Annotated in this window: 17 protein-coding genes; 1 reads left to right on the top strand and 16 read right to left on the bottom strand. The window is 60.7% G+C overall.

Annotated elements, in window-relative coordinates; genetic code table 11:
* Positions 1–76: 76 nt before the first annotated feature.
* The 13 genes from HX793_RS22505 to HX793_RS22565 form a co-directional block, all read right to left on the bottom strand.
* Entirely contained in the window at positions 77–730 is a 654-nt protein-coding gene (locus HX793_RS22505; RefSeq protein ID WP_016979740.1) for a TetR/AcrR family transcriptional regulator, read from the bottom strand.
* A gap of 444 nt (positions 731–1,174) precedes the next feature.
* Entirely contained in the window at positions 1,175–1,960 is a 786-nt protein-coding gene (locus HX793_RS22510) for a TatD family hydrolase (protein WP_177062171.1), read from the bottom strand.
* Between the two features lie 63 nt (positions 1,961–2,023).
* On the bottom strand, positions 2,024–3,013 hold the full coding sequence (locus tag HX793_RS22515; protein WP_028617574.1) for a DNA polymerase III subunit delta': 990 nt from the start codon (positions 3,011–3,013) through the stop codon (positions 2,024–2,026).
* Entirely contained in the window at positions 3,006–3,638 is a 633-nt protein-coding gene (tmk, locus tag HX793_RS22520) for a dTMP kinase (protein ID WP_177095786.1), read from the bottom strand. Before tmk ends, HX793_RS22515 begins: the two co-directional genes overlap by 8 nt.
* A gap of 19 nt (positions 3,639–3,657) precedes the next feature.
* On the bottom strand, positions 3,658–4,791 hold the full coding sequence (gene mltG / locus HX793_RS22525) for an endolytic transglycosylase MltG (protein WP_178905545.1): 1,134 nt from the start codon (positions 4,789–4,791) through the stop codon (positions 3,658–3,660).
* A 1-nt stretch (position 4,792) separates the two neighbouring features.
* The gene (pabC, locus tag HX793_RS22530; RefSeq protein WP_177061374.1) at positions 4,793–5,608 is read right to left on the bottom strand and encodes an aminodeoxychorismate lyase; all 816 of its coding nucleotides are present in this window, start codon (positions 5,606–5,608) and stop codon (positions 4,793–4,795) included.
* Positions 5,608–6,852: a beta-ketoacyl-ACP synthase II gene (fabF, locus tag HX793_RS22535; RefSeq protein ID WP_016979749.1), complete on the bottom strand. Its 1,245-nt coding sequence runs from the start codon at positions 6,850–6,852 to the stop codon at positions 5,608–5,610. The genes pabC and fabF overlap by 1 nt, the downstream gene beginning before the upstream one ends.
* Before the next feature lie 128 nt (positions 6,853–6,980).
* Positions 6,981–7,217 (bottom strand): acyl carrier protein, encoded by a 237-nt coding sequence (gene acpP, locus HX793_RS22540; protein WP_003175607.1) that lies wholly within the window; start codon positions 7,215–7,217, stop codon positions 6,981–6,983.
* Positions 7,218–7,408: 191 nt separating this feature from the next.
* Positions 7,409–8,152: a 3-oxoacyl-ACP reductase FabG gene (gene fabG, locus HX793_RS22545; protein ID WP_177095788.1), complete on the bottom strand. Its 744-nt coding sequence runs from the start codon at positions 8,150–8,152 to the stop codon at positions 7,409–7,411.
* Between the two features lie 24 nt (positions 8,153–8,176).
* Positions 8,177–9,115, bottom strand: coding sequence for an ACP S-malonyltransferase (fabD, locus tag HX793_RS22550; protein ID WP_021491483.1), 939 nt, complete (start codon positions 9,113–9,115; stop codon positions 8,177–8,179).
* Between the two features lie 126 nt (positions 9,116–9,241).
* Positions 9,242–10,252: a phosphate acyltransferase PlsX gene (gene plsX, locus HX793_RS22555; RefSeq protein WP_016979752.1), complete on the bottom strand. Its 1,011-nt coding sequence runs from the start codon at positions 10,250–10,252 to the stop codon at positions 9,242–9,244.
* Positions 10,253–10,256: 4 nt separating this feature from the next.
* On the bottom strand, positions 10,257–10,439 hold the full coding sequence (rpmF, locus tag HX793_RS22560; protein ID WP_008152339.1) for a 50S ribosomal protein L32: 183 nt from the start codon (positions 10,437–10,439) through the stop codon (positions 10,257–10,259).
* 13 nt (positions 10,440–10,452) lie between these two features.
* Positions 10,453–10,983, bottom strand: a complete 531-nt coding sequence (locus HX793_RS22565; protein WP_010566563.1) for a YceD family protein — start codon at positions 10,981–10,983, stop codon at positions 10,453–10,455.
* Positions 10,984–11,088: 105 nt separating this feature from the next.
* Between HX793_RS22565 and HX793_RS22570 the strand changes: the two genes are divergently transcribed.
* Positions 11,089–11,667 carry a Maf family protein gene (locus tag HX793_RS22570; protein ID WP_177061376.1) on the top strand — a complete coding sequence of 193 codons (579 nt, stop codon included), beginning with the start codon at positions 11,089–11,091 and terminating at the stop codon, positions 11,665–11,667.
* Between the two features lie 133 nt (positions 11,668–11,800).
* Here the strand turns inward: HX793_RS22570 and HX793_RS22575 are convergent, their stop codons facing one another.
* The 3 genes from HX793_RS22575 to rluC are packed head-to-tail and all read right to left on the bottom strand — an operon-like array spanning position 11,801 to position 14,414.
* The gene (locus tag HX793_RS22575; protein WP_016979756.1) at positions 11,801–12,784 is read right to left on the bottom strand and encodes a S49 family peptidase; all 984 of its coding nucleotides are present in this window, start codon (positions 12,782–12,784) and stop codon (positions 11,801–11,803) included.
* A gap of 21 nt (positions 12,785–12,805) precedes the next feature.
* A complete protein-coding gene (locus HX793_RS22580) occupies positions 12,806–13,468 on the bottom strand; it encodes an HAD-IA family hydrolase (protein ID WP_177052375.1) in 663 nt (220 codons plus the stop codon).
* The gene (gene rluC, locus HX793_RS22585; RefSeq protein ID WP_028617584.1) at positions 13,455–14,414 is read right to left on the bottom strand and encodes a 23S rRNA pseudouridine(955/2504/2580) synthase RluC; all 960 of its coding nucleotides are present in this window, start codon (positions 14,412–14,414) and stop codon (positions 13,455–13,457) included. Before rluC ends, HX793_RS22580 begins: the two co-directional genes overlap by 14 nt.
* Positions 14,415–14,959: the final 545 nt, after the last annotated feature.

Genomic DNA, 14,959 nt, shown 5'->3' on the forward strand with positions numbered 1-14,959 from the left:
CTGACTGATAAATCAGCTTTTAGCAAGAGTCCTTGCCTGAGTATATTCCTGGGGTACTACGCGTGGCAGCAAATCATTACGTGGAAGGCGATTCCAGCGGCGGCTGCTCGGTGCTGTGCTTGCGCTTGTTGCCCATGCGCACACCGATGTCCATCAGGAACTGGAAGAAGCCTTCCTGATCTTCCAGCACATTGCTCCAGAATGGCGAGTGGTACAGCGCCACGGCGCCGTGCACCAACGCCCAGGCCGCGCAATAGTGGAAATACGGCGGCACGTCTTCCAGCTTGCCTTCGCTGATGCGACCCTTGATCAACAGGGTCAGGCGTTCGAAGTTCGACGCCCGGATCTTGTGCAGTTCCTCGACCATCTCCGGCACCTGATGGCCCTTGACCACCTTCTCTTCCAGGCGGTCGAACAGGCGATAGCGCTGCGGGTCACGCATGCGAAACTCGAAGTAGGCGCGGGACAGGGCTTCCTTGTCCTTGTCCACGTCGGCCGAATGCAGCAGTTCGTTCAGGTCGCGCTCGTAGTCGAGCATCAGGCGCAGATAGATCTCGGCCTTGGACTTGAAGTGCTTGTAGATCGTGCCTTTGCCGATACCCACGGCATCCGCGATCATCTCGACGGTGACGCTGTCTTCACCCTGTTCGAGGAACAGCTTGAGTGCGGTGTCGAGAATTTCCTGCTCACGGCGGCGAAACTCACGGACCTTACGGGGTTCTTTGTGCATGAGGAAGAGGTCTGCAAAGGTCAAAATAGGGAGGGTGACGCAGGCCACGGATACGCGGCGATACGATTTACCCGGTGCGAGGGATTATCCCGACTGAACGGTCGCTGGGCAATGCCTATGTGAACCGCAAACGCACTTTACTTTCAGCGCGCCAACGTTTTTATGAATCTTAGTCAGAAATAATACGCAACAACTGCCACCGTGCACCGGCCCAATGAGAACTCAAGCGAAGCGCGCGTATTCCAAATCTGTTTAAAAAACGACCAGCCGCGACTGGACTGAATCGGATACTGATCAATACTTGAACTGTCGGCGTGACATCTCCCCCAAGTGACGCGCCGACCTGGGTACCAACGGACCGCGTACCCTTGTTTTACTCCTAATGGTCTTAGCCCGGATTCACCCCCCAGAACCCGGGTTTTTTTTGCCTGCGTTTTGGCCGCGTCAGCCAGCGACGTGAGCCAGCGGGAACAGACGCTTGAAGTTCTCGGTGGTCTGCTCGGCAAAGCGCTCATAGGACTCCCCCCGCAGCATCGCCAGGTAATCCGCCACATCACGCACGTACTCGGGCAGGTTCGGCTTGCCACGATGAGGAATGGGCGCGAGGTATGGCGAGTCGGTTTCCACCAGCAAGCGGTCCACCGGCACCTGGCGCGCAACATCGCGCAGGGCGTCGGCATTGCGGAAGGTGACGATGCCCGACAGGGAAATGTAGAACCCCAGGTCCAGGGCAGCCTTTGCCATGTCCCAGTCCTCGGTGAAGCAATGCAACACGCCAGCCTGGGGCAGCGCAGCTTCGCGCAACAGGGTCAGAGTGTCGGCACGGGCGCCACGGGTGTGGACGATCACCGGTTTGCCGGTCTGCTGGGCGGCTTGCAGGTGCAGGCGGAACGAAGCCTGCTGCAACTCGGCGGCTTCGGGCTCGTAGTGGTAATCCAGGCCGGTTTCGCCGATGGCCACCACGCGGGGGTGATTGAGCTCAGTCAGCAGCCAATCAAGCGCTGGGGCTTCACCGGGCTTGAGGTCCAGCGGGTGAATGCCCACCGAGCAATCCACATCGGCGTAGCGATCAGCCAGGGCCTTGACGTCGGCTGCGTTTTCGGCGCTGACGCCGATGCACAGGAAGTGCCCTACTCCGCGCTGGCGTGCAGCTTCGAGGGCGGCATCAAGGGAGCCGCTGTGCTGGGCCAGGTCGAGGCGGTCGAGGTGGCAATGGGAATCTACGAGCATAGGGATCTACAACTTCAGTCACGAAAAGTGTCTGGCCGACGATACACCTGTCGGCCACAGAATTTAACGGCGGCCGAGCAAGCCAACCCACTGCACCAGCAGCGCCTCAAGCAACAGCACACGGTTAAGGTTGGCCTTGCCGAGTACCTTCTGGCGCTGGGCGAGGATCCAGTCCTGGATCGTCAGCACCTTGTCCTGGGCACTTTTTTGCGCCAGGTATTGCACCACCTTGCGCATGTCCGGCAGGCCCAGGCCGTTTTCATCCTGGGTCAGCTGGTAGCGCAGGATCAGGCTCGACCAGTCGCAGAACCAGTCAAACAGCAGCAGCAGGGGAATGTCCTTCCAGGCGCTTTCGGCCAGTTGAGTGGCGGAGACTTCCTGCTTGATGAGTTTCTTCACGCCTTCCACCACCAGCGCGCGTTGCTCACGCACGCCCTGGGCTTGCAGCTTGACCGCCGCCAATGGCGAACCGGCCGCCAGGGTCAGCAGTTCGACCCTTTCGTCCTGACCACAGTCCGGCAACGCCTGCGCGAGCCATTCGAGGCTCATGGCCTCGCTCGGCAGCGGACACGCCTGCTGTACGCAACGGCTGCGAATGGTCGGCAACAAACGGCTGGACTGGTGGCTGACCAGCAACAGCACGGTATCGCCAGACGGCTCTTCCAGGCTCTTGAGCAAAGCGTTGGCGGCGTTGATATTCATCGCCTCCACCGGCTCGATCAACACGACCTTGCGCCCGCCCATCTGCGCGGTCTGCACCACGAAGCTGACGAGGTCGCGCACCTGGTCGACCTTGATCGCCTTGTCGGCTTCCTCGGGCTCCAACAGGTAGTTATCCGGATGGCTGCCGGCCTTGAGCAGCAGGCAGGACTTGCACTCGCCGCAGGCTTCCAGGTTGACCGGGCGCTGGCACAGCAGGCTGGCCATGAGGCGCTCGGCCAGGTCACGCTTGCCGATCCCGACCGGCCCATGCAACAGGTAGGCGTGGGCGTGCTGCGCGCGGCCGGCCAGTTGTTGCCACAGGCTGTCCTGCCACGGGTAGGCTTCAGCCACGGGCGCGCTCCAGCAGTGTCGGCAACAGCGCGTCGATGGCCTGCTGCACCTGGGCCAGCGGTTGGGCGGCGTCCAGAAGGTAGTAGCGCGCAGGTTCGGCCGCGGCACGTTTGAGGAAGGCGGTGCGTACCGCGTCGAAGAAGGTCTGGCCTTCCAGCTCGAAACGGTCCAAGCGACCACGGGCGCTCGCGCGGGCCAGGCCGACTTCCACCGGCAGGTCGAAGACCAGGGTCAGGTCAGGGCGCAGGTCGCCTTGAACGAAGGTTTCCAGGGTGGCAATGCGCTCCAGGGACAGGCCCCGACCACCGCCCTGGTAGGCATAGGTAGAGTCGGTGAACCGGTCACAGATCACCACGGCACCCCGCGCCAGGGCCGGGCGAATAACTTCGGCCAGGTGCTGGGCACGGGCGGCGAATACCAGCAGCAGCTCGGTATCCGGGCTCATCTGCTCTTCACCCGGCGCCAGCAGCACTTCGCGGATACGCTCGGCCAGCGGTGTGCCGCCGGGCTCGCGCGTCAGCACCACTTCGATACCTTCGGCGCGCAAGCGCTCAGCCAGGTAATCGCGGTTGGTGCTTTTGCCAGCGCCTTCGGGGCCTTCCAGGGTAATAAACAAGCCAGTCACAGGCAGTCCTTAGTCAGAATTATTGCGGGCTTTGCGGTGCGGCGGTGTCCGGCGCAGCTTCGGCCGGTTTATCAGCAGACGCATCGGGCGATGGCGCGACGTCTTCCGCAGGCTTCACCACCGGCGCCGGGCTGGAGCGGTAATCGGCGCGGCGCTTGAGTTGGAACTCCCGCACGGCGGCATTATGCGCATCCAGGTCATCGGAGAAAATATGGCTGCCATCGCCTCGGGCAACGAAATACAGGCTGCTGCCCGGCACCGGGTTCAGCGCGGCATGGATCGCCTCGCGGCCGACCATGGCGATAGGCGTCGGCGGCAGGCCGGCAATCATATAGTTGTTGTAGGGGTTGGCTTCCTTGAGGTGCGCACGGGTCAACTTGCCGTTGTAGCGCTCGCCCAGGCCGTAGATCACCGTTGGATCAGTCTGCAACAGCATGCCAACCTTCAGGCGACGCACAAAGACGCCGGCGATCTGCCCACGCTCGTCAGGCACGCCCGTTTCTTTCTCCACCAGGGAGGCCATGATCAATGCTTGATAAGGGTCGGTGTACGGCGCATCGGGAGCGCGCTTGCTCCACTCCTGCGCGAGGACATCATCCAGGCGGTTGTAGGCTTTTTTCAGGAAGTCGACGTCAGTCATGCCACGCACGAAGCGGTAGGTATCAGGGAAGAACCGTCCTTCGGGAAACACGCCGGGGTGGCCGAGCTTGTCCATGACTTCGCTGTCACTGAGGCCCGAGAGGGTCTGCACGATTTTTTCATGCTTGGCCAACGCTGAGCGCACCTGGCGGAAGTTCCAGCCTTCCACCAGCGTCAGGCTGTATTGCACCACTTCGCCACGCTGCCACAGGCCGATCAGGCCTTGCGCCGTCATGCCAGGGGTCATGCGGTATTCGCCGCTGTGCAGGGGCTGGCCGTCGAGGTTGAAGCGCCAGTACAGGCGCAACCAGAAGGCGCCATCCAGCACACCCTCGGCTTCCAGGCGATTGAAGGTACCGGAGGGGGTCGCCCCGGCCGGTACGTCGAGCAGTTGCTCTTGGGTCAGGTTCAAGGGCTGCTTCAGGGCCGCGTCGTATTTCCAGGCGCCATAGCCCAACAGCAACGCCGCCGAGAACAGACCGATCAGCAGCAGTACAACCAGTTTTCGTATCAACTCAAATTTCCAATAGCGCGCGAACAATGCCCTGCAGTTTACGGGTGAGCGGCCCAACCGGCCAGCTCATCCCAGCGCAACCGCGCACCGGCCAAATGCCATAAACGCTGTTGCACACGAAGACTTCGTCAGCCTGCTGCAACTGCTCAAGATCGATGTCGGCCACGGCCACCGGGAGGCCGAGGGTATGTGCCTGGGCCAGAATCTCCGCACGCATCACCCCGGCAACGCCGCAACGGGTCAGATCAGCGGTTAGTAACAAGCCGTTGCGCACCAGGAACAGGTTGCTGAATACGCCTTCAATGACACGGCCGGACACATCCAACATCAAGCCTTCAGCGTGCTCGGCGTCCTGCCATTCGGCGCGGGCGATCACCTGTTCGAGGCGATTGAGGTGCTTGAGACCGGCCAGCAACGGCTGCTCGGCCAAGCGGGTCGCACACGCAAACAGACGGATGCCGTCGACTGCATGGGCGAGGGGATAGGTAGCGGGCGGGTTGCCCTGCAAGATACGGCGCACCGGCGCGCCAGGGTTGATGCCATAACCGCGCAGGCTATCGCCACGGGTGAGGATCAACTTGAGGACACCGTCGCCGAGGGCGGCGGCATAGGCCAGCACTTCGCTGCGGATCACCACTGGGTCCGCAACCAAGGCGAGACGCCTGCAACCCTCATCGAGGCGTTGCAGGTGACGGTCGAACAGCACCGGCTGCCCGGCCCTGACGGCGATGGTCTCGAACAACCCATCGCCATACGCCAGGCCGCGATCTTTCAGGGGCACGCTGTCCGCTGGTTGACCGTCGACCCAGCTGTGCATCACTCGGCGAACCGGCGGAACACCAGGGAACCGTTGGTGCCACCAAAACCGAACGAGTTGGAGATCACCACGTCGATCGGCATCGGTTGCGCTTCGTGAGGCACGAAGTTCAGGTCGCAGCCTTCGTCCGGCTCATCCAGGTTGATGGTCGGCGGAGCGACCTGATCCTTGATGGCCATGACGCTGAAGATCGCTTCGACCGCGCCCGCCGCACCCAACAAGTGGCCGGTCATGGACTTGGTGGAGCTGACCGCCAGGTTGTAGGCGTGTGCGCCGAACACTGACTTGATGGCTTCGGCTTCCGCCAAGTCGCCAGTCGGAGTCGACGTGCCATGGGCGTTGATGTACTGCACCTGGTCCGCATTGACCTTCGCATCGCGCAGGGCATTGGTGATGCAACGCGCAGCACCGGCACCGTCGGACGGTGGCGAAGTCATGTGGTAAGCATCGCCGCTCATGCCGAAGCCGATCAGCTCGGCGTAGATAGTGGCGCCACGCGCCTTGGCGTGTTCCAACTCTTCCAGCACCAGGGCACCGGCACCGTCGGACAGCACAAAACCGTCACGGCCTTTGTCCCATGGACGGCTGGCGCGGGTCGGCTCATCGTTGCGCGTCGACAGCGCCCGGGACGCGCCGAAGCCGCCCATGCCGAGACCGCAGGCCGCCATCTCGGCACCACCGGCGATCATCACGTCGGCTTCGTCATAAGCGATGTTGCGCGCAGCCATGCCGATGCAGTGCGTGCCGGTGGTGCACGCCGTGGCGATGGCGTAGTTAGGCCCCTGTGCGCCCAAGTGGATCGACAGGAAACCGGAAATCATGTTGATGATCGAGCCCGGAACGAAGAACGGTGAAATTCGACGGGGGCCGGAATCGTGCAACGTGCGGCTGGTTTCTTCGATATTGGTCAAACCGCCAATACCCGAACCCATGGCCACGCCGATGCGGTCACGGTTGGCGTCGGTGACTTCCAGGCCGGCGTTACGCACTGCCTGAAAACCGGCTGCCAGGCCGTATTGAATGAACAGGTCGAGTTTGCGGGATTCTTTGACCGAGAGATATTCCTCGACATTGAAACCCTTTACCGAGCCGCCAAAACGGGTGGAATAGGCAGAAAGGTCCGTGTGTTCGATCAGACCAATACCACTGTGGCCAGCCAGAATGCCCTGCCAACTGCTCGGCACATCCGTGCCCAGTGGCGACAACATACCCATACCGGTGACTACGACGCGTCTACGCGACACAGCACTCTCCTTTTTCTAATGACGACACTTTTGCTTCAGCGCTTGTTTTTCATCAGGGCTAAAGAAAAAACCGCACGCCGTTACAGCAGTGCGGTTTTTCCCTGACAGCAAGCGACGACTACAAACTATTACGCCTGGTGGCTAGTAACGTAGTCGATAGCAGCTTGAACAGTAGTGATTTTTTCAGCTTCTTCGTCCGGGATTTCGGTCTCGAATTCCTCTTCCAGAGCCATCACCAGCTCAACGGTGTCAAGGGAATCGGCACCCAGGTCTTCTACGAAGGAAGCAGTGTTGACCACTTCTTCTTCTTTAACGCCCAGTTGCTCGGCGACGATTTTCTTGACGCGCTCTTCGATGGTGCTCATACCTTGTTTAACTCCTAATGGACAAATTCAGGCAGCTGGCCAGTGGGTAAGTGTATAGAAAGCCTTTTCAGCTTTTCAACTGAAAGCTTCACCCTGTACCCGGTCGGCCACCTGCCTATAAATTAAGTTGCAGCTTTATAACGGATTTTAGACAGCTCGTATGACATTTTTTTGAAGCGATCCGTCACAATTTAACTCATGTACATCCCGCCGTTCACCGGGATTGTAGCCCCAGTCACGTATGCCGCACCGTCGGATGCCAGGAAAGTGACCACATTCGCGATCTCTTGGGCCTGGCCCAGACGGCCCAGCGGAATCTGCGTCAGCAAGGCTTCACGCTGTGCTTCCGGCAGCTCACGGGTCATATCGGTGTCGATGAACCCTGGGGCCACCGAGTTGACCGTAATCGACCGCGAGCCGACTTCACGTGCCAAGGCACGGCTGAAACCTTCCAGACCGGCTTTGGCGGAGGCGTAGTTTACTTGGCCTGCGTTGCCCATGGCACCCACTACGGAGCCAATATTGATAATTCGGCCCCAGCGCGCCTTGGTCATGCCGCGCAAAACGCCCTTGGACAGGCGAAACAGACTGTTCAAGTTGGTATCGACCACGTCGTACCACTCGTCGTCTTTCATGCGCATCATCAGGTTGTCGCGGGTGATACCGGCGTTGTTCACCAGAATCGCCGGCGCACCGAACTGTGCGGTGATCTCGGCCAGTACGGCAGCCACGGACTCATCACTGGTCACATTCAGCTCAAGGCCGGTGCCTTGCACGCCATTTTCCTTCAGGGTCGCGGCGATACGCGCGGCGCCCGAAGCGGACGTGGCGGTGCCGATCACAACGGCGCCCTGACGGCCCAGTTCCAGGGCGATCGCCTGACCAATGCCACGGCTTGCGCCGGTAACCAGTGCAACTTTACCTTGCAGACTCATGCAGGCTTCTCCTTAGTTCGGGGATTAGGCCAGTGCCGCGCGAGCGGCAGCGAAGGCATCCGGGGTATTGAGGTTGGCAGTCGACACGCCGTCGGCGCAGCGCTTGTTCAGGCCGGCCAGGACTTTGCCCGGACCGCACTCGACCAGCTCGGTGGCGCCATTGGCGGCCAGGGTCTGGACCGATTCAACCCAGCGTACGGGCTTGTAGAGTTGTTCCAGCAGGTCGCGCTTGAGGGTGTCGAGGTCGGCAGCCACGGCGGCGCTGACGTTCTGCACCAACGGGATCTGCGGCGCCTGCCAGTTGATGGCGGCGATGGACTCGGCAAAACGCTCGGCCGCCGGGCGCATCAGTTCGCAGTGCGACGGCACGCTCACCGGCAGCGGCAACGCACGCTTGGCGCCACGGGCCTTGCAGCCTTCAATGGCACGCTCGACCGCAGCCTTGGCACCGGCGATCACCACCTGGCCAGGCGAGTTGAAGTTCACCGCACTGACCACTTCGCCCTGGGCCGCTTCGGCGCAGGCTTCGATCACCACGGCGTCGTCCAGGCCCAGGATAGCGGCCATGCCGCCCTGCCCGGCCGGAACGGCTTCTTGCATCAGTTGGCCACGGCGCTCGACCAGCTTGACGGCCTCACCGAGGGTCAGGCTGCCCGCCGCCACCAGAGCGCTGTATTCGCCCAGGCTGTGACCGGCAACGAATGCCGGACGCGCGCCACCTTCCGCCAGCCACAAGCGCCACAGGGCGATCGAAGCGGTCAGGATGGCCGGTTGGGTTTTATCGGTTTGATTGAGCTGCTCTTCCGGCCCTTGCTGGGTCAGCGCCCACAGGTCGTAACCGAGGGCGTCGGAAGCTTCTTTAAAGGTGTCCAGGATCAGCGGGTACTGCGCGCCCAGCTCGGCCAACATGCCGAGGGACTGCGAACCCTGCCCTGGAAAGACGAATGCGAGGGATGTAGACATGTAACAAGCCCCTAATGATCTGGTCGTCAAAAATGCACACTCCTACGGTGGGAGCGCACGAAACTGACAGATTGGATGGTCAATTGAACTGGCCGGTCACATTTAAGCACTCTCGGGCCGATTCGCCTAAGGCAACAGGTCCTCAAGACGGCCGTGCAAGCGTTGCGGCAGGTTTTCCTGGATCTCGATCAGGGCCCGCGCAATCGCACTTTGAAAGCCTTCCACACCTGCCGAGCCATGGCTTTTCACCACAATGCCCTGCAACCCCAGGAAACTCGCACCGTTATGCCGTGCCGGGGCGAGGTCAGCCTGCAGGCGACGCATCAACGGCAACGCCAGGGCGCCCACCAGACGCGACGCCAGGTTCTGCTTGAACAACGCCTCAATACGCGTAGCGATCATGGTCGCCAAGCCTTCGCTGGACTTGAGCAGGATATTGCCGACGAACCCGTCGCACACCACTACATCCGCCTCACCGCGATACAAGCCGTCACCCTCGACAAAACCGATGTAGTTCAAGCCACGCGCACCTTGCAGCAAGGTGGCGGCCAGCTTGACCTGCTGGTTACCCTTGATGTCTTCGGTACCGATATTCAGCAAGGCCACCCGTGGCCGGGCAACACCCAGCGCTTCGGCGGCCACCGAGCCCATCACGGCAAACTGGAACAAGTGCTCGGCACTGCAATCGACGTTCGCGCCCAGGTCCAGCAGTTGGCAATAGCCTTTCTGCGTCGGAATCGCCGCCACCATCGCCGGCCGGTCAATGCCAGGCAACGTCTTGAGCACAAACCGCGACAAGGCCATCAGGGCCCCGGTATTGCCGGCGCTGACACAGGCTTGCACCTTGCCATCACGCAGCAACTCCAGCGCCACCCGCATCGAAGAGTCGGGCTTGCCACGCAGGGCCGCCGCCGGCTTTTCATCCATGGTGATGGTTTCGCTGGCTGGCGTAATCGTCAGGCGCGCGCGATCCACCGCCGGATGGCTGGCAATCAGTTCTTCAAGTAGGGAGGGTTGACCGACAAGGGTCAGGTGCAGCGAGGGTGTTGCAGTCAGGCTGGCAACGCAGGCCTGAACAATGCTGCGGGGACCGAAGTCCCCGCCCATTGCGTCTATCGCGATGACTAGAGCAGACAAGTGATTACTCGTCAGCGCCCTTGTCGATCACTTTACGACCACGGTATACGCCTTCTGGCGATACGTGGTGACGCAGGTGAATTTCACCGGTGGTTTTTTCTACAGACAGAGTGCTCGCCGTCAGGGCGTCGTGCGAACGACGCATGTCACGGGCAGAGCGGGATTTTTTGTTCTGCTGAACAGCCATAATTGATTAACTCCTAAACGTTTGGGTCACGCTTTAACTGCGCCAATACACTGAACGGGTTGGACCGCGTTACCTCGTCCTCGCTCGGTTCGGGCTCGTCATCGAGACCCGCCGGCTGCTGGCATTCTTCCGGATGATGAGCAGGCACAATGGGCAAGGCGAGCAGAAGCTCCTCCTCGATCAGTGCATGCAGATCCAAAGGATCTTCGCCCAGTTCCAGCACGTCATAACCTTTCGGCAACGACTGGGTATTCGCACCCTCCTTCACCACAGCATAACTGCACTCGCTGTGGATCGGCAGGGTGACCAGCTCAAGACAACGCTGGCAAACCATTTTGACCTCGGTGTCGATAAAGCTGTGGATTACCACAGACTTACGTTCATCTCGTTCAAAAACGAATTTGGCCTGCACCGTACCGACAGTGTCGGAAAGCGGGTCGCAGAGTCTCTCCAAATCGGCCAGCAGCAACTCACCTTGAAGGGAAGTGCCACGATCAGCCAATTTGCGCGGGTCAACGTGAGGTGGAATCGGGTCATTCAACATAGGCGCAGCATTATAGGGATGCACCCAGCCATGTCAAAGGAAATTCAGCCCTGTGCGTCAGCCGGTCGCCCCGCTAGAATCCCCGGCTGCCCTGAGGAGACGCCCATGCTGCCTTTATTACTCGCATCCAGCTCGGTTTATCGCCGGGAATTGCTGAGCCGCCTGCACCTGCCGTTCATCTGCAGCTCACCGGATATCGACGAAAGCCACCGTGAAAATGAGCCCGCCGTGGAACTGGTCAAGCGCCTGGCCGAACAGAAAGCCCGCGCCCTCGCCGCCAGCCACCCAGGGCACCTGATTATAGGCTCCGACCAGGTCGCGGCGCTCGATGGCCGGATCATCGGCAAACCGCACACCTTCGAAAACGCTCGCGAACAACTGCTGGCCGCGAGTGGCAAGCGTGTGAGCTTCCTGACTGGCCTGGCACTGCTCAACAGCAAAACCGGTCAATGCCAGGTCGACTGCGTACCTTTTACCGTGCACATGCGTGAACTGGACGCGGAACGCATCGAGCGTTACCTGCGGATTGAGCAGCCGTATGACTGTGCGGGCAGTTTCAAGGCTGAAGGGTTGGGTGTGAGCCTGTTCCAGAGCACAGAGGGGCCGGATGCGACGAGCCTGGTAGGCCTGCCACTGATCCGACTGGTGGGTATGCTGCTGGCCGAAGGCGTACAGATCCCCTAAGTACACCGCATAACCAAATGTGGGAGCGGGCTTGCTCGCGAAGGCGGCGCATCAGTCAATACATCTGCGCCTGATCCAGCGTCTTCGCGAGCAAGCCCGCCCCCACATTTTGAGCTATGTCAGCCTCAGGATTTCAGCGCAGGGATGGGCCTTGGAAGCCCATGTAAAAGGCCAGCTTCTCCGCCACGCTGGCGCCCAGCCGCTTGGAGAACCGGTCAAATGGCGACTCTTCGACGGTGAAGTCCACCAACTCTTTCTCGCCAATCACATCCCGCGCCACCGAACTGGCACTGCCCAGGCCGTCGATCAGGCCCAGCGGCAACGCTTGTTCGCCCGACCACACCAGGCCGGAGAACAACTCCGGATGGTCTTTGTCCTTCAGACGATCGCCACGCCCCTGCTTCACGCTGGCAATGAACTGACGATGCGTGGTGTCGAGTACGCCCTGCCAGAACTGAGTCTCGTCAGCCTTCTGCGGCTGGAACGGATCCAGGAACGACTTGTGCTCACCCGACGTATAGGTGCGGCGCTCCACACCGAGCTTCTCCATGGTGCCGACAAAGCCGTAGCCGGCCGCCGTCACACCGATGGAACCCACCAGACTGGCCTTGTCAGCGTAGATCTGGTCAGCAGCACTGGCGATGTAATAGGCACCCGAAGCCCCCAGATCGGAAATCACCGCATACAGCTTGGTATCCGGGTGCAGGCCACGCAGGCGGCGAATCTCGTCGTACACATAGCCGGACTGCACTGGGCTGCCGCCTGGGCTGTTGATGCGCAGGATCACCCCCTTGACCTTGGGGTCTTCAAATGCGGCACGCAGGCTGCTGACGATGTTGTCGGCGCTGGCGGACTCCTTGTCGGCAATCACCCCGCGCACTTCGATCAGCGCGGTGTAGTTGGCGCCACGGGTTGCGCTTTTTTCCATGTCCATCAGCGGGCTGAACAATGCGAGCATGGCGATAAGCCAGACGAACGTCAGCAACTTGAAGAAAATCCCCCAACGCCGTGCACGGCGTTGTTCCTGGACGCTGGCCAGGAGGGTTTTCTCCAGCAGCTTCCAGCTTTTGTCGTCGCTGCTTTCAGCCTTTTCGGGCGCTTTCCACTCGTCACTCATGCCATCAACCCCAGCAAAGACTTATTGAGCCCGGCTGAGCCAGGCCTGCAATTCGGAAAAATGATCGATCGTCAGACGCGGCTCATATTGCTGCAAGGCCTCGGCAGCCTGGGCGCCATAACTGACCGCCACGCTGTCCATGCCTGCATTGCGCGCCATCATCAAGTCGAAGGAAGCATCCCCCACCATCAAAGCCTGGCGTGGCGACACGCCGCAATGGGCCAGGATCTGCTCCAGCATCAGAGGGTGAGGCTTGCTGGCAGTTTCATCGGCGGCGCGGGTGATATCGAAATAATCTTCCCAACCGTGAGCCTTGAGCACCCGATCCAGCCCGCGACGCGCCTTGCCGGTGGCGACCGCCAGCTGATAACCCTCGGCGCGGAACGCATCCAGAGACTGCACCACACCGTCGAACAACGGCGAAGGCGTGGCCTCCAGGGCGATGTAGTGATCGGCATAGTGATCACGGAAGGAGACCAGCTCGGCGTCACTGATCTCGGGGTACAAGGTACGAATCGCCTCAGGCAGGCCCAGGCCGATGATGCCCTTGACCGCGTGATCGGTGCACAGCGCATAGCCCGAGCGGGTCGACGCCGCATGCATCGACTCGACAATCCGGCCAATGGAGTTGGCCAGGGTGCCGTCCCAATCGAAAATCAGCAGTTTGTAATCAAGGTGCGACACTCAAACGCTCCACGGTCTTGGCCCACATCTCATCGACCGGCGCCTGCAGTTTCAACTCGCCACCATCAGGCAGTGGCACGGTGAGCATGTAGGCGTGCAGGAACAGGCGCTTGCCGCCCAGGTCGCGGATTTCCTTGGAGAAATCCTCGTCGCCGTACTTGGTATCGCCGGCAATGCAATGGCCGGCGTGCAAGGTGTGCACGCGAATCTGATGGGTACGCCCGGTCACCGGCTTAGCCTCGACCAGGGTGGCGAAGTCACCGAAGCGGCGCAGCACCTTGAACAGAGTCAGGGCTTCTTTGCCCTCCTCGTCCACTTCGACCATGCGCTCGCCGGAGCGCAGGTTGCTCTTCTGCAACGGCGCGCGGACGCTCTTGATGGAACTGGCCCAGTTGCCGCGCACCAGCGCCATGTAGCGCTTGTCCACGCCATCGCCACGCAGGGCGGTGTGCAGGTGGCGCAACATGCTGCGTTTCTTGGCGATCATCAGCAGGCCAGAGGTGTCGCGGTCGAGGCGATGGACCAGCTCCAACTCCTTGGCATCCGGGCGCAACTGACGAAAGGCTTCGATCACACCGAAATTCAGGCCGCTGCCGCCGTGAACTGCAATACCACAGGGCTTGTTGATCACGATCAGCTTATTGTCTTCGAAGACAATCGAGGCTTCCAGGCGTTGCAACAGACCCTGGGCCAAGGGCACAGGCTCGTCACGCTCGGGCACGCGAACCGGCGGCACACGGACGATATCGCCCGCCTGCAACTTGTACTCGGGCTTGATCCGACCCTTGTTCACCCGCACTTCACCTTTACGCAAGATGCGGTAAATCAAGGTCTTGGGCACGCCTTTGAGCCTGGCCAGGAGAAAATTGTCGATGCGTTGGCCGGCATATTCCGGCGAGACCTCAAGCAGCTGGACGCTGGGGGTCTGGGGGGCGGTAGTCGTCATGGCGGCGATGATAACAATTTTTTATGGAATTGAAGCACTTAATCATTGCTGCTATAGTCGCGAACGCCGCCAAAAGCGGCCTGGACAGAGGACTTGCGGCAAACTGCCGGCCCTGACCATCGCAATTCATCAGGACGCGAGGCCGTCCTACGGGGCTTTCGCCACCCTGGAAGGCTCAAGATTGTAACAAGCGCAGGTGACATGAGGCCTGAAGCGAGTGCAGAAAGCAGAGTGAATACTCGCGTTCTGCGCCGATATTTACGGCCAGTTCACAAAGTGCAGTCAGTCTTGGACCAGACCACGGCGAATACTTCGGAAACAACGCCTGTTAAGAGCTGAGTGAGAGCGCAACCGCCCACACCTAGTCTTGTTTAGCCATGAGCGTGGACTCCCCATTGGAGAACACGGTAAATGCCAACCCGCTGCGGATTCTGCGCGCGGCAGCACCCGAATTATCAGGGATACGTGTAGGGTGGAGATGCACAACCGTCGGACTGTGTAGCACTAGGCTTATATTTAGACGCTTCATCTCGTCCACAGTCGCC

This window comes from Pseudomonas reactans (assembly GCF_013387025.1).
Taxonomy (GTDB): Bacteria; Pseudomonadota; Gammaproteobacteria; order Pseudomonadales; family Pseudomonadaceae; genus Aquipseudomonas; species Aquipseudomonas reactans.